The 16,684-nt window shown below is 60.8% G+C and carries 13 protein-coding genes; 5 read left to right on the forward strand and 8 right to left on the reverse strand.

Features of this window, described 5'->3' with window-relative positions; translation table 11 throughout:
- Positions 1-29: 29 nt before the first annotated feature.
- The 7 genes from B208_RS0122690 to B208_RS0122720 form a co-directional block, all read right to left on the reverse strand.
- Complete coding sequence (locus tag B208_RS0122690) at positions 30-1,259, reverse strand: DUF7343 domain-containing protein (RefSeq protein WP_007981255.1); 1,230 nt, start codon at positions 1,257-1,259, stop codon at positions 30-32.
- A 141-nt stretch (positions 1,260-1,400) separates the two neighbouring features.
- Positions 1,401-1,997, reverse strand: coding sequence for a DUF7344 domain-containing protein (locus B208_RS0122695; protein ID WP_007981256.1), 597 nt, complete (start codon positions 1,995-1,997; stop codon positions 1,401-1,403).
- A 356-nt stretch (positions 1,998-2,353) separates the two neighbouring features.
- Positions 2,354-3,268, reverse strand: coding sequence for a glycosyltransferase family 2 protein (locus B208_RS0122700; protein ID WP_007981258.1), 915 nt, complete (start codon positions 3,266-3,268; stop codon positions 2,354-2,356).
- A 45-nt stretch (positions 3,269-3,313) separates the two neighbouring features.
- The gene (locus B208_RS0122705; protein ID WP_007981260.1) at positions 3,314-4,012 is read right to left on the reverse strand and encodes a DUF7519 family protein; all 699 of its coding nucleotides are present in this window, start codon (positions 4,010-4,012) and stop codon (positions 3,314-3,316) included.
- Positions 4,009-5,256 (reverse strand): DUF58 domain-containing protein, encoded by a 1,248-nt coding sequence (locus B208_RS0122710; protein WP_007981262.1) that lies wholly within the window; start codon positions 5,254-5,256, stop codon positions 4,009-4,011. Before B208_RS0122710 ends, B208_RS0122705 begins: the two co-directional genes overlap by 4 nt.
- On the reverse strand, positions 5,253-5,834 hold the full coding sequence (locus B208_RS0122715; RefSeq protein WP_007981264.1) for a DUF7269 family protein: 582 nt from the start codon (positions 5,832-5,834) through the stop codon (positions 5,253-5,255). The genes B208_RS0122710 and B208_RS0122715 overlap by 4 nt, the downstream gene beginning before the upstream one ends.
- Complete coding sequence (locus B208_RS0122720) at positions 5,831-6,574, reverse strand: DUF4129 domain-containing protein (protein ID WP_232423945.1); 744 nt, start codon at positions 6,572-6,574, stop codon at positions 5,831-5,833. Before B208_RS0122720 ends, B208_RS0122715 begins: the two co-directional genes overlap by 4 nt.
- Positions 6,575-6,793: 219 nt before the next feature.
- Here B208_RS0122720 and B208_RS0122725 point away from each other — a divergent pair, with 219 nt between their 5' ends.
- From B208_RS0122725 to B208_RS0122740, 4 genes are all read left to right on the forward strand, one after another.
- Positions 6,794-8,044, forward strand: a complete 1,251-nt coding sequence (locus tag B208_RS0122725; RefSeq protein WP_018129204.1) for a glycosyltransferase — start codon at positions 6,794-6,796, stop codon at positions 8,042-8,044.
- A gap of 273 nt (positions 8,045-8,317) precedes the next feature.
- Positions 8,318-9,895: a twin-arginine translocation signal domain-containing protein gene (locus B208_RS0122730; RefSeq protein ID WP_081460921.1), complete on the forward strand. Its 1,578-nt coding sequence runs from the start codon at positions 8,318-8,320 to the stop codon at positions 9,893-9,895.
- 63 nt (positions 9,896-9,958) lie between these two features.
- Positions 9,959-10,864, forward strand: a complete 906-nt coding sequence (locus B208_RS0122735) for an alkaline phosphatase family protein (RefSeq protein WP_007981147.1) — start codon at positions 9,959-9,961, stop codon at positions 10,862-10,864.
- A gap of 91 nt (positions 10,865-10,955) precedes the next feature.
- Positions 10,956-13,184 carry an oligosaccharide flippase family protein gene (locus B208_RS0122740; RefSeq protein WP_007981148.1) on the forward strand — a complete coding sequence of 743 codons (2,229 nt, stop codon included), beginning with the start codon at positions 10,956-10,958 and terminating at the stop codon, positions 13,182-13,184.
- Positions 13,185-13,633: 449 nt separating this feature from the next.
- Here B208_RS0122740 and B208_RS0122745 read toward each other — a convergent pair whose 3' ends face one another.
- Entirely contained in the window at positions 13,634-14,953 is a 1,320-nt protein-coding gene (locus B208_RS0122745; RefSeq protein ID WP_007981152.1) for a polysaccharide deacetylase family protein, read from the reverse strand.
- A gap of 273 nt (positions 14,954-15,226) precedes the next feature.
- Here B208_RS0122745 and B208_RS0122750 point away from each other — a divergent pair, with 273 nt between their 5' ends.
- A complete protein-coding gene (locus B208_RS0122750; RefSeq protein ID WP_007981154.1) occupies positions 15,227-16,678 on the forward strand; it encodes a hypothetical protein in 1,452 nt (483 codons plus the stop codon).
- Positions 16,679-16,684: the final 6 nt, after the last annotated feature.

The following is a 16,684-nucleotide window of genomic DNA, read 5'->3' on the forward strand; positions in this document are numbered from 1 at the left end:
TTGCCTGTGCGTGGTTTTTTAGTATCTATTTAGCTATACGAATCCTCTTCGTGTGGCGACCGTGCGCCGCTGGGTTTCGCGCCATCGAGGTACACAATGTTCCCCCGACCGACGCGCAATCGGTTGATGTCGCCCCGTTCTTCCATCCGGGAGAGAAGTCTGCTGACTTTCGACTTCGACCACCCGGTTTCGTCGACGATATCGACTTGTTTCATCCGTCCGCGGTTCTCGTTGAGCAGCTTGAGCACGAGTCCTTCGTCTGTGAGGATGTCGTCCTCCTTCTCGTTCTCCGCCGGTTCGGTCGGTGATGGTGGTGGTGTGTCACCGACAACCGGCGTCGATGCGTTTGCATTCGGTTCGTCGTTATCGTGGTTGTTTCGCCAGAAGGCAACCGCACCACCGCCGATAGCGAATCCGAGGAGGCCGATAAGGAACCATTGTAGGCCGGAGAATCCTCCAGATTTTCCCTGACCTCCACCCGTGGTCGCCGTGGACGACGTGGTGTCCGCCGTGCTCATCGGTTTCGGGTCCGTTCCGTCGTCTATCCCGTCACCGTCGCTGTCCGCGTTCCTCGGGTTCGTCCCGACGAGGATCTCCTTTCCGTCGAGGAGACCGTCGCCGTCGGTGTCGTTGCTGATCGGATTCGTCTTCCGTTTGTGTATCTCTTCCCCGTCGTTGATGCCGTCACTGTCCATGTCGGGGTCGTTGAACGCGTCCTTCGGCCAATCGTCCGTTCGTATTTTCGAGACCTCGAACTCGTTCGTCAGACCGTCCTGGTCGAGGTCGCCCTCTTTCGTGATGACCGTCTGATTGATACTGCGGCTGTCGAACGTGGGGACGTTGCTCCCGAAAGTCGGTCGAAGGCGGAAGTAGAGCGTTCGCTCGCCGGTTTTCGTCGCGTTGGAACCGTTGAGCGAGACGGTCGCTTTCGACCCGTTTCCGATCGTCGTGCTCTGACAGTCGAGTTCCTCCGGGTCGCTGCCGGTACGGTTATCGTACAGGCAGACCGAGTACTTTCCCTCGCTCGCGTTTATCTGATATGTGACATTGGCGGTGTATTTCTCCGATTGCCAGACGTACGTCACGCCGTTCGTCGTCGTGACGACGCCGTTACCGGTTCGATTTATCGAGATAATCCGTCCGGTATCTGCCTCGCCTTTCCCTCCGACTGACGCCGGAACCAACGCGACACCGACGACGAGGAAAGCGACAAGGATAGCGCAGATAGACCACCAGTCACGGTTCCGGGGACCGAACATTTGTTTCGACTACGTAGTGGGGTGCTTAGTTCCTTTGGCATATAGTTCTGTGTCAGACAAATGTTAATCATATACATTTATATTTAATAATACACATATTAAAACAGACTATTCAGCGACGATCAGACCGGGGCCTGAACCTTACCGAAGTATGAACTGCATCGCGGAGATCATCGCGTAGAGACCGACGACGAACGCACCGAGAGCGTTGGTCGAGGCGGCGGAAATGAGCGGCGCGTTCAGCCACGCGGCCGCGAACGTTCCCGCGCTCAGTGCGGTCGCCCAACGGTAGTAACTGAACCAGCGGTCGTCCTCCGACTCGATGTCGATATCGGTTTCCGACACGTCGGTGTCGGCGTCGGTGTCTTCAGTCGGTTCGAGATAGGGGTCGAACTCGTCGGCTAACTGGCCGCGTTCGACGATGCCGCGGCTTTTGTTGTACTCGATGATACCTTCTTCGTCGAGTTTCGGCAGGTGGGATTGGTACAGGGCGATGTACACGCGCTGGCGTTCGTCCGAGGCGAGCGCCTGCACGGTCGTGTCGTTCTCCCACGCGGCGACCTGTTCTGCCAAATCGCGCATCTCGACCGGCGTGTCGTGTTTTTTCAGGTATCGGAGTGCGTGTCGCCGACGTTGCGTCTGGAGGATGTGGAAGATTTTGTCCTTCGTCAGCGTGACCGGTTCATCCTCGTTCGGCAACGACGGGGCTTCAGAGAGAGTTTGCGTCGTAGCGCTCATGGTTCTTCGATGGATTGCATACGGCGACACATCATAAATCAGACCGACTCTCTCGCTTTCTTGCGAGCCGTTGCATTCCGTTCACGTCTTGCGATTGTACGGTTTGAACAGAGTGAACTGAGCACGAATTTATGTTTCTTCGGAGAGTATTCACTAGATTCGAAAAGTGTGTGGGAGTGTCTATCTTTTTGCCACTGACTGAAAAATAGTCAGTGCCATGAACGATACGATTACTACCCCCGTCGTTTCCGTCGGTGACAGCATACCCAACGGGCCAAAATTGAAGACGCTACCACCGAATAAGAGCGTCGAGAGTACCGAGAGCGCCAGATAGTAGTGTGCGTATCGCGGTTGTGTCATCCGATGTTTGCTTTGACTCCCTTATAGAGGTTCAACAGCAGTCCCGGAAGCTGTCGTGGTTCCGGCCGACGCGACTGACGGAGGTATCGAAATCCCGTCCGGAACTGACCCTCGTCCAAATAGTGGCGGGCGAGAATGTAATGATGTGCACCGGTCACGTCGATTCCCTGCTGCTCGAGCCGTTCGACTTCCTCGGAGAACGTCCGACGGAAGTGTTCGTCCGCTTTGGCGACCGAATCGGCCGGTGGCGACCCTGTTTCGTACCGGAGCAGCAGGGTCTCGTTCACACAGGCGAGCTTTCCGTGTTTGAGGACGCGGATGAGGAACTCCGGGTCCTGGAACCGGGAGAACGACTCATCGAACCCGTCGATTTCGCGGACGATATCGCTCTCGACGATGAGCGTCGAGCCCGCGCTCGTATGGAGGTCGTCGCTCAACGTCGGCCCGATGAGTTCCTTCCCACCTTCCGCACCCTCGGTCTTGTTCCGGCGTGAGATGAGTTGTGTCACGGCCTTCACCAACGGATTCTGCCCGTCGGGGTGGACGGTTTCCGCCTTGCAGTACGCGGCGACCCACTCGTCGGACCGCAGTTCGAGCGTGAGGACCTGCTTTTCGAGCTTCGTGGGAAGCCACACGTCGTCCGAGTCGAGAAACGCCATGTACTCTCCTTCCGCCCGTTCGATGCCGGTGTTTCGTGCGGCGCTCGCGCCCTGATTTTCTTCGTGTTGGACGAACTGGATTCGGTCGTCATCGTAGGATGCAACGACCTCTTCGGTGTCGTCCTGCGAGGCGTCGTCCACGATGATAAGTTCCAAGTCCTCCAGCGTCTGTGAGAGGACGCTCTCGATGGTTCGAGGGATGGCGTCCGCGCGGTTGTACGTCGGCACGATGACGCTAACAGTCGGTGCCATTTGTTGCTCAATCGTGTGCGTTCTCCGTGCTTTATTATCGACTTGCTAATCGTGGAGGGCCACCGCGAGCAGGACGATTGCAACCAACAACAGCACCAGAGACGCCAGCGAGAGGCTCGACGGGCCGACGCCGCCCGAGAACGTCGCCGCCTCGACGGCGACGAGTGCGACCACACCGGTTCCCGCGACGTGAACGAGTTCGATTTCGTGCGTGTCCTGACCGCGACCGAGGTGTTCGCCGACGTTGATGGCGTGCTCGCCAGCATCCCACGCGACGACCGTCGCGGCACCGGCCAACAGGAGCGTCCCGAGCGTGACCGCGTTGAAGATACCGGATGCCAGCACGCCGATGAAGACGAGCGCGGTACCCACCTTAACGAGTGCTCGGGACCCCGTTCCGCGCGCCGGGACGAGCGCGAGCGCGAGAACGATGACGCCGATCAACCCGGGAATTAGCCGAATGTATCCGCTTAGTTTGGTAATCGCGGAGAACGCGACGCCGAGCGACCCGGCGAACCCGGCGACACCGACGAATCCGACCACCGAACCGGAGACGAGCCAGTCGCGTCGCCACAGACCGACACCGGCGGCGAACGCCGCCACGCCGAGCAGTTCCAACGCGAGCGACAGCGACGACGCGCCGAGTTTCCACAGCGCGAACAGTGCGATACAGACCGCGAGTCCGCTCGCGACGCGCGTCGGCCGTTGCGTGGCGGTCGTCGTTCTCGTCGCCCCCGCGCTCATGCTCGAACCCTCCTCGGTCGGTCCAGTAACGCCGCGGCGAGCGGCGTCTCCGGGTCCCACTCGACGACCGGAATGTCCGCCTTTCGGAGCTCACTGAGGCGGTTTTCGCGTTCGACGCCCGCGAGACGCTGCCCGACGCTCTCGTCGGCGGTGACGTCGGGACTGATGACGCTTATCCGGTGGCCGTACGCGTCGAGGCGGCGCGCCGTCTCGACGATGGTTTGGTCGGAGAGCGGCGAGAGCAACACCACCTGTGCCGCGCTGGGAAGGCGCGTTCGAAGCTGTTCGACCTGTTCCTCGTGGTCTGCCTCCTCCGTCGGCGGGAGCGATGCGAACGCCGTGTGTGTCGCCAGCAGTCGCTGGGCATTGGCCCGGTGTGACCGCCCCGCGCCGGGTTCCAACCAGCACTGTTCGCGCCCGAACGCCGCGAGGCCGACGAGATTTCGGTCGCGGTGAAGCGACGCGAGCAACTGCTCGGCCGCGGAGACGCTGTAGGCGACGGCGTGAGGTTCGTCCGTCGTCGATCGGTAGGCGACCCGCCGCGCATCGACGAGGACGACGACCGTCGCGGCGTTTTCCTCGCGGTATTCGACGGTCGTCAGGGAGCCGGTTCGGGCGTAGCGGTTCCAGTCGATGCGGTGCATCGCGTCGCCAGCACGGTACTCCCGAGTCCGGTGGAATTCGATGCCGCTCCCGCCTTTCTGGGCGACGATACGGCCCACTTGGTCGAGCGTTTTGTCTCGGAGCGGTCCCTCGGCTCCGGTCGCGGTGCAGTCGAGTTCCGTATCCGCGGCCACGGTGGTCTCGACTTCCCGCGCGCCGCTCAAATCGCGGGCGACGACGGTTGCGGGTTCGAACGGGTGTTTGCCGTGTTTGGCCTGTATTCGGTAGGAAAAACGCACCGAGCGGCCGGGCCAAAAGACAGCACCGTTTCGCGGGGACCCGCCGGAAACGGAGAGCAGCGCGGGCACGCCGTCCACGATTCGGACGTCGGGGAGGAACCCGCCCTCGTTCGTCACCGTGACCGTGACCGTCACTTCGTCGCCGGGTCGCGGCGTGCTGTTGCTCAGCCGCCGTTCGAGTCGGAGCTTCGGCTCCGGGTCGGCAACCACACGCGGATAGGCGGCAAAGACGACGCCGACGACGGCGAGCAGGAGCATCGACGGTCTATCGACCGCCAGACCGACCGCGCCCGCGGCGAGCGAAAGCGCGATGACCCCCCGCCATCGGTGCGTTTCGGTCACAGCTCTTCACCCCTGTCGGCGATTTCCGCAGCGGTTCGGTGGGCGCAGTGTTGGTGCCACGTCCGGCCGGTAAGCAGGGACGAGACGCGGCGGCCCGCGCTCGAATTGGACACGTCGGAGCTGCTGAGATACGCGGCGGCGGTCGAGTCGTCGGTCCACTTCCCCGTTTCGACGAGGCGTTTCGCCTCGTTCCGGGAGCAGTTCTCGGCGCGCATGACCGTTTCCACCGCCGCCGTTCGAAGGCGCTCCTCGACGGCGTGCCGTCGCTTTCGACCGACGACCGGAAGCCGATAGCGCCACGACCCGACGGTTTCGTCGAAATCGTGTCCGGCGGGCGGAACGGTGACGGGGCGCTCCGGTGCGGGCATGTCGGCTTGAACGAGGTTACCGTCCCTCCCCGACGTGAGGACCGGTATCGCCACGAGGAGGCCGACCCCGCCGATGGCGACGACGAGCAGGTAGTCGTTGCCGAGCGCGGTGACGAGCGAGCGAACCGGCACCGCGTTCGCCCCGCCAGCGACCGCGAGGACGAGCGCGACGGTGCCAGCGAGCCCGAGCGTGACGCGACGACCCTTCATGTTTCACCCCCGAGTCTATCGCTACCGTGACGGATTCGGTCGAGTCGGTCGTCGGTGATCGGTTCGCCACCGTAGCGGACCTCCTCGAACGTCCGCGTCAGCGTTCGAACGGCGTCCTCGTCGCCACCGGCATCTATCGCCTCCCGCGCACACTCCCCCGGAGTCTTAGTGTGCGGACGGTCCACCCCGAACCGTTCGACCATCGACCACCACGCCCGTTCGATTTCGTTCGACGGGTCGGGAGTCGGCGCTGGTGGCGACGCCGGGCCGTTACTGGACGTCGTTTCTGTCGCCGAATCGTCGAACAAGTGGTCGCGGAACCGGACGCCGACCGCGACACCCCCGACGAGCACGGCGACCGGAACGACCCAAACGAGGACGCGCATGAGCTTTCGGAGCAGTGCGAGGAGGTCTTCGAGGAAGTCGAACTGCTTCCACGAGGCCTTCGACTTCGACTGCTGTTTCTGCGTGTTCGTGTTGGATTGCTTTTGCTGCTGTTGGCTCGCCTGTCGGTTCGTCTGCTCCTTTTTCGACTGCGATGACGCCGGTGACCCCTTCGACTGCGCTTCCCGCTTCAACTCGCCCGCGTCGTTCGGGTTGATGGGAAGCGACTTGTAGTTGATATCGATAACGTCGTCGGGTTTGGTGTGGACCGATGTACCGAGCGTCGAAGCGGAGGTCCCGATAGCGAAGATACAGCACAGCGCGATACCCGCCGCGAGGAGCCTATCCGTATTCATACCGAACCCCTCCACACGCTCGATGAGCCAGTTCCACCGGTAACATGAATAGAGTATCACGTCTTTGCGGGTTAATTATAGACCTCGTAAACACTCAGTAGGGGGACCAGAACGACCGACAAGGGATGGTTCCGGTCTGTTGCAACTCGGTGTTTTCGGAGTAACACCTCCGCGCTTAGTCACCCGATAATAAACATCGACGGATGCCTTTCACCACGTATGTCGAGCGACACGCGTGCGCAAGCCGTCGAACCGCCGGATTCCGGGGATGTTCCCAGGAATCACGACTTGGATGCTCTGGCGGACAAGAACTTGCTCATCGTCTCACACAGCTACAACCACTTCGTCAAGGGCCAGGTCGACGTCCTCGCCGACTACTTCTCGGAGGTGTACGTCCTCGTCCGCTACAACCGGTTCGCCGACATCTCCCGCTATCTGCCGGTCGATTACGCCAAGCCGTTCAGCAAGGATGCGAAGATAAACGAAGAAGACAAACCGGACAACGTTACCGTCATCAGCACGCCGCTGCTCTATCTCCCGCTCGACCTCCACCGTCGGTTCCTCGGCGACCAGCACGCTCGAAAGGTGAAGAAACTCCTCGACGACGTGCCCGTCGAATTCGACGTGATTCACGCCCACCTGACGTGGACCGCCGGATACGTCGCACGCGTCCTCCAGCGCGACCTCGGGATTCCGTTCGTCCTCACGGTCCACGAGAATCACGACCTGTTCATGGACCAACTCGAATCCTCGAACGACAAAATCGACCGAACGTGGGCCGCCGCCGACGCCATCGTTCGCGTCAATCGGCAGGACCAAGACACGCTTCGGCGGTTCAACGACGACGTGTTCTACATCCCGAACGGGTTCAGTCAGGACCGCCTTCGGCGCGTTCCACAGGCTGATGCGAAGAAGAAACTCGGCATCGCGGACGACACGAACCTGCTCTTCGCGCTGGGACATCTCAAGGAACGCAAGGGGTTCCACCACCTCATCGACGTGATGCCTGAGATTATCGAACGGGAGGGCGACGTCGTTTGCGCCATCGGCGGTCACGGCGGAATGCGCTCGGAACTCGAAGAGCAGATAGAGGAGTTGGGATTGGAGAACGACGTTCGGCTGCTGGGGTACGTCTCGAACGACGACCTCCGGTACTGGATGAGCGCCTGTGACGCGTTCGTGCTTCCGAGTTACAGCGAAAGCTTCGGCCTCGTGCAGTTGGAAGCCATGGCGTGCGGGTCGCCCGTCGTCTCCACGATAAACGGCGGGAGCGAAGAGGTCGTCACCTCCGAGGACCACGGTTTCCTCGTCGATAGCCCGGAGGACCACGACGCGCTTTCGGACGCCGTGGTGCGTGCCCTCCGAAAGGACTGGAACCGCGACGGAATCGAAGCGCACGCCGAACAGTTCACGTGGGAACGCGTCTGCGTGGATATCGCACACCTTCACGCGGACGTGTTGAATTTGTAGTACTGTTTACTTTAGAGCACTATCCTGTTCGGATACGGAATCGTTCCGTGACCGAACCGCGGTCTCTCCGTCCTTTTTCCGTCTCCCAGTTCGTGACATGAGTTGTCACACGTCGCTTACTTAAAGAATGGAACTACTAAGCCACAGACTTTGGCCGAAAGATACTAGTGGATATTATTGTTGACCGTCAGGGCTGCCAACGTACCGGGAATCCGGTAAATCGGGGTTGTGTTCCTCTCTCACGACGGTTGTCAGGAAACTCTGGGATTCAGAATGACTCATCAAAGCGACACACACGACACTAACGATTCGAAATCATCCATCGGAGCGACGCGCCGAACGTTCTTGAAAGGGGTAACCGCCGCGGGAGTATGTGCCATAGGGACGCAAACGATGTCCGGGACGGCGAGCGCCGAAATTCCGTACGCGAGCGACTACGGGACGGTCGTCAACTTGGTCGACGACGCGGGTGCGGACCCGAACGAGGGCGATTCCATCACGCCGCTGCTTCGAGAGTACGCCGACGATGACACGCTTCTGTATCTTCCCGGTGGCCGGTACTACATGGACGAACAGTTCCGCTTCACCGGCTTCAACAACTTCGGCATCATCGGCGAGGACGACACGACCATCGTTCCGGCCGACTACTACGATTTCGACGACGGCGGCGACTGGAACTACCGCCTCTTCCGTCTCGGCATCGCCTACAGCCCGGGTCGTGACCTCCGATTCCAGAACATCACCGTGGACCAAACGGCGGACGACACCGGGGTCCGCGTCATCGAAACCGCGATGGACGACGGTCTCATCGTCCGGGACGTTACCATCAACGGCCAGCACGACAGCGGGACGTGGGGTCCGGGGCGGTTCGTCATCACCGATTCCAGCGGCGAGGGACTCGTCGATAACTTCAGCGCGGCGGACGGCGGCGCGTGGAGCGGAAATACGCCGGCCGACCAACTGTGGCGCGGTCCGACGGGTATCATCTGCAACCGCTACAACAAGGGGAGCATCACGTTCAAGGACTGCGAATTGGGTCGGTTCCCGGACAACGGTCTCTACGCCGCCAACGGGTCGGGTCAGATAATCGTTGACGGCGGCTACTACGAGAACAGCCAAACGGCGAGCATCCGAATCGGCGGGCGCGATAGCATCGTTAAGAACGCGACCATCTCGGTAAACGAGAGCAGCGGCCACGGTAACCAACACGCCATTCGCGCGGAGAACGCGGGATACATGCGGATTATCGACTGTGACGTCGAAGTTACGGACCCGAACGGCGACGCCATCAAGTCGAAGAACGTCGGATTGCTGTACGTCGACGGCCTAAACGTCAAAACGTCGGGGAACGACGTCTGTCACGCGCTCCGATTGCAGGACGACACGCGCCAATCGCGTATCAAGAACTCCACGTTCACCCACGAAGCGTCCGGCGGCTTCTCGCTCTGGATTCAGGACGGCGAGGACCCGGTACACGTCGAGGACAGCCGTTTCGTCGGAAACGGCGGCGACGAAAGTGCGCGGGCGGCCGTCCGATGCGACCGGGACGAGTGTAACTTCCGGGACCTCTACGTCAAGCAGTTGGGTTCGTCCCGCCGTCGAGCGTTGGTCAACACCGGGGAAGACAACTTGGTCTACAAAGGGGAGTTCCGTTCCAAGGAGTACCCCATCATCGACCACGGCGTCAGCTCGTGGATAGAAGGGGTTTATGCGAACTCGGAGCGCGACCTTCCGGGACTTCGACTGACCGAATCGGCGAGCGATACGTACGTCAAAAAGAGCCACATCGTGGACGGAATCCGCGACGATAGCAACGAGGTAAGCGGCTGGGGGAACGACTTTAGCGCCTGATTCGGCCGGGAGCGGGCTTAAGGGACGGATAATAATATAGACACGAATCCTGTGCTCCGGTACATGAACATCACGGAGACGATTCGGCGTGTCCGACGTGGCATCAAGGAGCCACATCTCGTTACTCGGGAGCTGAATAAGCACTACTATAAGCGTAAAGAGCCGAGTCCCGACGCCGTCGAATTTTTCGACGAGGACTGGGACAACCTCATTATTCTCGACGCCTGCCGCTACGATACCTTCAAAAAGTGCAACACGCTTCCCGGAGAGCTTCAGTCACGGCAAACCAAATCGAGTTCGACGCCGGACTTTCTCGCCACGTATTTCGACGGTGCCGACCTCCGCGATACCGTCTACGTGACCGCGAATCCCCAGCTCTACCGGAAGCGCGACCGGATAGACGTACAACTCCACGACGTCATCAACATCTGGCAGGACGAGGGCTGGGACGACGAGTTCCGAACCGTCCGCCCCGAAACGGTCGTCGATGTCGCGAAGGACGCCGCCGAGCAGTACCCGGACAAGCGATTGGTCGTCCATTTCATCCAACCCCACTATCCGTTCATCGGACCGACGGGGAAAGAACACCTCGACCTCGACTCGCTCGACTTCTGGAACCGCGTGATGGCCGGGGAAGTGGACGTTCCGGTCAGCGTCCTCTACAAGGCCTACGAGGAGAACGTCGAGATGGTGCTCCCCCACGTCGAGGAACTGCTCTCGACGCTCCAGGGCAAGAGCGTCGTGACGGCGGACCACGGCGAAGCGTTCGGCGAACGCGCGCGGCCGATTCCGATGGCGGAGTACGGCCACCCGAACGGCATCTACATCCCGCAACTGACGACGGTCCCGTGGCTCGTCCACCAGAACGGTGCACGGCGGAGCATCACCGAGGGTGACGAGGGAGAACACATGGAGGAGGACGTGTCGGTCGACGTCGAGCAGCGATTACAGGACCTCGGATACGCGTAAAACCGTCTCTATCCGATTCATAATAAAGTCCCTTTAGAAACACTGTGATGATAGATACTGGAATGACGAGCACTGCATCGAGGGGGCGTACGTGCAACGGAGCATTCTGAGCGGCGTCCTTTCGGTCGCCGGGACGAAAGTCCTCACACTCGTCATCGGTATCATGACGACGCCGATACTGTATCGGTTACTCGGACCGACCGGCATCGGCGTCTACACTACCGTTCTGTCGGTGTTCTCCCTGTTCATGATACTCGTCAGCTCCGGCATCTCGGACGGCGTTCGGAAGTTCATCGCCGAGGAGCACGAGATGGACTGTTGGGAGGAGTACGTCGTCGGGTTTTACTTCCGACTCGCGCTCGTGCTCGCAGTCGCGGGAGCGATACTGCTCGCGCTTGCGACGTGGACCGGGGTCGTCGCGTGGATTTTCGGCCCGGAGTACGAGTTGTACTTCTACCTCCTCACGGTGATGACGATAGCGAGTCAGTTCCAAGCGTACGCCCGTCGGACGCTGATGGGGTTCGGTTTGGAGCGATACTCGGAACCCCTGAAGGTCGTCCAGCGAGTGACGTTCATCGTCGTCGCCCTGCCGCTGGTCTACTACATGCGAAACCGAGGAATGCTCGAAATCGCGGTTCTCGGCGCGTTAGCCGGGAAAATAGCCGCGGCGACCATGGTGGCGGTCATCGGGTTCGCGCTCATCATAAAGCGGACGTCGCTCCGTAGTTTCCTTCGGTCGACGCCGGAGGACTTCCCGCGGCGCCGGATGCTCGCGTTCAACTCGCTGTCCATCGTGCTCATCCTGCTCCTCATGTCGCTGTACCACGTCGACATCCTGATGCTCCAGCTGATGTCGGGGAGCAACGAACAGGTCGGATACTACCGCGCGGCGCTAAAACTCGCGGAGTTCCTGTGGTTCATTCCGATGGCGCTCCAGACGGTGTTCGTCCACTCCACGTCCGAACTGTGGTCGAACGGGAAGACCGAACGCATTTCGAAGTTGTCGGCGCGGACGACCCGCTACACGTTCCTCCTGACCGGCGTGATGGGGCTGGGTCTGGCGGCGCTCGCGAACATCGCCGTCCCGGTCTACTTCAGTGCGAAGTACCTGCCCGCGGTGACGCCACTGCTCTTGCTGTTGCCGGGGTCGCTCGGGTTCGCGGTCGCCCGACCCATCCTCGCCATCTCGCAAGGGAAGGGCGACCTGAAATACCCGATTATCGCCACGGGGACGGCGGCGGGCATAAACTTCGTCCTGAATTTCCTGCTCATTCCACGGTACGGGATGCAGGGAGCAGCCGTTTCGACGAGTATCGGCTACGGTTCGATGTTCGTCTTCCACCTCTGGAGCGCCCGAAAGGTCGGCTTCGACCCCCTATCGGACGCCCGCCTGGGACGGATTTTGGGGACGACGATACTGTCGGCACCCCCCATCTTCGTTCTCGCGCGAGTACTCGACGTTCGCCCCCTCATCGCGGGGTTCCACGTCCCGTTGGCCCTCGCCCTCGTCCCACCGCTCGGACTGGGCGTCTTCACGTTCTTCGCGTTCGCGACGGGAGCCCTCGGTTTCGGAGAGGTCTTCGATACGCTCTCGTCGTTCCCCGAACCGCTCGGCTCGCGGGCCGAAACACTACAGACCAAAGTGAGAGAAAACACAATGTCATCCGACTCGATACAGAAGCTGATGGTCGTCACCGGCATTCTGCTGTTCGTCTCGGGGATCGGGTACGCGTTCCTCGACCCCGGAATCGGCGGAATCGGCGGAGTCGGCGGTGCGAACCAAGGATCGTCCATAAATAACACGCAAACGGTCGCGGGAACGACGGTGGCCGAGACGACGCACGGTACGACGCCGACGAAATCGACGACGCAAGCGAAATCCACCACGGAGAAGACGAGTACGTCGCCGTCAACGACGACAACGGATACGAATCCGCCACCATCCACGACGTCCGATACGAATCCACCGCCGTCCACCACGACGGATACGAATCCGCCACCGTCCACGACGACGACCACATCGCCGCCCACGACCACGACTACGAGCGGTACGACCACCACCACGACACCACCGACGACCACGACTACCACCAGCACGACAACGACGACCACGACCACAACCACGACACCGCCATCGACAACCACGACTACCCCCGGTACGACGACAACGACGAGTGGCGCGAGTACGACGTCACAGTCGTCCACGACGACCACGGGGTCGACGGCGGGCACCACATCGTCACCGACGGACACAACGTCATCGACGACGAGTAGCGGTTCCACGTCGAATACGACGACGAATTCGTCGTCGTGGTTGTGAGCGACGATACGAACGACGACTTCAACCAGAACGCGGACTGAACCGCGGGAACGGTAGTTCTGGATGAGCACTGAACGGGGGCGAAAGGGGACCGACGGTGCTGTTTTTGCTTTCGGACTGAACGAGACAGCCTGACCGCCGTACTCGATCGGTTCGAGAGCCGAGAGACGCGAGCGAGACAGGCATTTAGCTCCGAGCGAGGAGCATGGGCGTCCAAGCGGCGCGGTCGTCGCGGGCGATGTGCGCGACGTGGACGGAACGGGAACGGACGAGCGACGGAGAGACGCGTCTCACGGATGCGTCACGCACGACGGCGAGATGAAAAGCGAACGACCGTCGGTTCAGCGGGTCGAAACGCGGGCGGGGAAATTCCGGCCCGCGGCTAAAAGAGACGCACGATAGCCGTGCGGGGACGGGCGGAGAAAGCGAATGACAGGCGTCGAAGGGGCTTAGATGAGCATTCCCTTCTCTTCCAGATCCGAGATGGTGACCACTTCGACGTTCTTGTTTTTGATGTACTTCAGGATGTTCTCGAACCGCTTCTCGGGAACGCCGTTTTCCCCGCCGATCTTGTGGAACAGGAGCGGCGAGAGCTGTTTGTACTTGGCGGCGTGGTCGATCTTCTGTTTGACGTTCTTGAGGTCACCCTGACCGTACATCCGCGAGATGATGGTGTTCTTCTGAATCGCCGGGAGCGCGTTCGGCGACGCGCCGAACGAGAGCGTCAGGTCGAAGTGCTTCTGCGCGAGGTCGAACGTGTTCGGCCCGACGACGTTCTTCGGGACGGCCATGTACTTGTGACCGTCGTAGCCGTACTTCTTGAGCCACTGCTGGCACTCCTTCATGAGCTTCTCCTGCTCTTTTTTCGGCCGCTTGTCCATCGGCGTCGCCTGCGTGTTGGGATGGCAGATCATGTCCCAACCGTCGTTTACCATCTCGTTCATCTGGGTCCGGTTGAGGAACCCGTCGTCGAAGACGGCATCCGAGATGATGGCGTCGACGCCGGAGAAGCCGTACTTTTTCATGGTTTTGTACGCCTTCGTGTACTGCGATTCGAGACCGTCGTCGAACGTGAGCATCACCATCCCCTTGTCGGGGGCGGGGACGGTTTTCAGGTCGTCCACGTAGAACTCGATGGGTTTCTGGGTGTTGGGGTCCGTCGACCGACCGATGATGCGGAGTTCGTAAACCTTCGAGAGGTCGATCTTCTTCGGGTCCATCTCGCTGGTGACGCCGAGGTTGACGCGAACCCACTTGCCCTTCGGCCCGTAGAGCGTCCGTTTCATCTCGACGATGTGGCCGCGGTCAGGCGCGTACAGCTGCACGGCGATCTTCACGAAGTCGTGTGACGTGCACTTGAACGCGAGGGAGAGGTTCTTGCCGCTGAAGTCGGCGGGATTGTCACCGAAGTTGACGCGATGAATCATCCCCTGCTTGGTCTGCTTGCTGCCGACGATGTGGGCGGACTGTGACCCTTCGTATTTCACCTTCGTGCTCTTCTTGAGGCTTCCCTGCCCGTCGACGGCGCTCCACGGGCCGAGCTTTTCGAAGCCCTCGAAGGTCTGTGGACCGGCGGGGGCGTCGTTACCACCCTCGGTCGTGGTTTCCTCGCCGCCGCCGGTGTTCGTTCCGTTGCCCTTGCCGTTAGTGCTACTCGTCGTGGAGGAGTTATCGCTATCGTTGCCGATAACACCGGAACAACCGGCGAGACCAGCGGTACCGGCTGCGCCGACGGTCGTCAGGAACGTGCGTCGTGTCTGTCGTCTCATCGCTACCCTACCCAAACAGACATAGGTATTTTCTTATATGGCGCTTAAGGGCGCAATGTCAATGATTGTGCATGTGAGAAATCCGGGCGCGAAACACCGTTTGCAACGTTTCCAACAGCGGGAAAACACGGAGGGACTGAACTAGGCACCAGATAATTAATATGAGGGATTTGTTTGGGTGTTTTGATGGCGTCAGACAGGCAAAATCGAAGCATTACGAGTCGAAGAACATATCTTAAGCTCACCGGAGCAATCGCGGCGACGACCGCTGTCATGGGGTCTGCTTCTGCGAGCAAATCGGATTACGAAGACCAGTACGATACGGTCATTGACATAACGGACGTCGGGGCGGACGACGACGGAAACGAGTCCATCACACCCGTTCTTCAGGAACACGCGGACGACGATACGCTCCTCTATTTCCCATCCGGACGGTATTACATGGACAACCAGTTCCGTTTCACCGGCTTCGACAACTTCGGGATGGCCGGGGACGACGCGGAACTCGTCCCCGCGAGCTACCACGACTTCGACGACGACGGCGACGGAAACTACCGACTCTTCCGAATGGGCGTGGACTACGACCCCGGAACGGACCTTCGAATCGAGGGCTTCACCGTGGACCAGACGGCGGACGACACCGGCATCCGCGTCATCGAGGCCGCCATCGACGACGGCCTCATCGTTCGGGACATCGAAATCCTCGGCCAACACGACAGCGGGACGTGGGGACCGGGGCGGTTCGTCATCACCGATTCCGACGGCGAAGGACTCGTCGAACGGTTCCACGCGCCCGACGGCGCCGCGTGGGAAGGAAACACGCCGAGCGATTCGCTGTGGCGCGGTCCGACCGGAATCCTCTCGAATCACAACAAGGGGACGCTCACTTTCCGCGATTGCATCCTCGGCAGCTTCCCGGACAACGGCCTGTACGCCGCACACGGTTCCGGCTCGATTCAGATCGAGGGGGGCCGCTTCCAGAACAGCACGGGCGCAAACGTACGACTCGGAGGGCACGACAGCTACATCAAGGACGCGACGATCATCGTGGACAAGGAGAACCCGCACGGGATTTCCCAGCGCGGCCTCCGCATGGAAGACGGGAGCCTCCTCGTCGCGCAGAACGTCGATTTCCAGACGAACGTCTCGGACAGCCCGGCGATCTGGATTACCGCAGGTGCAAACTACAACTACGTCGATAACTGCACCGTCGCGGTTCATACCGACGACCCGTGTACGGGAATCTCGATTCGAGGATCGGGCGGACGGACCCGTATCAAGCGCACGCACGTGGAACACGAGACCGGCGGCGGCCCGGTCATCAAGATCCGCGATGGCGACGAACCCGTTTACCTCGAAGACGTTACGATCAGCGGCGAATCGCCCACCGAGGGGACCCGAAGCGCCATCCAGAACTACCGTGACGACTGTGAGTTCCGCGGCGTAAACGTCGATTACGGCGGTGGCTGGGGCCGACGCGCCCTGACGAACACCGGAGACAACTGCCTCATCTACGAGGGAGATTACGTTTCGGAAGACCGCCCGATAACGGACAAGGGTACGGGAACGTGGATAGAAGGCGTCTCCGCTCGGTCGCGGCGCGGCGACGTCGGCCTGTTGCTCAAATCCGAGGCCGAGGACGTCTACGTCAAGAAGTGTAACCTCGAAAACGGCATCGAGGACAACAGCGCCGACGGATACGACGGCTGGGGTAACGAGTTCTAACGACCG

This window comes from Haladaptatus paucihalophilus DX253 (assembly GCF_000376445.1).
GTDB classification, from domain to species: Archaea; Halobacteriota; Halobacteria; order Halobacteriales; family Haladaptataceae; genus Haladaptatus; species Haladaptatus paucihalophilus.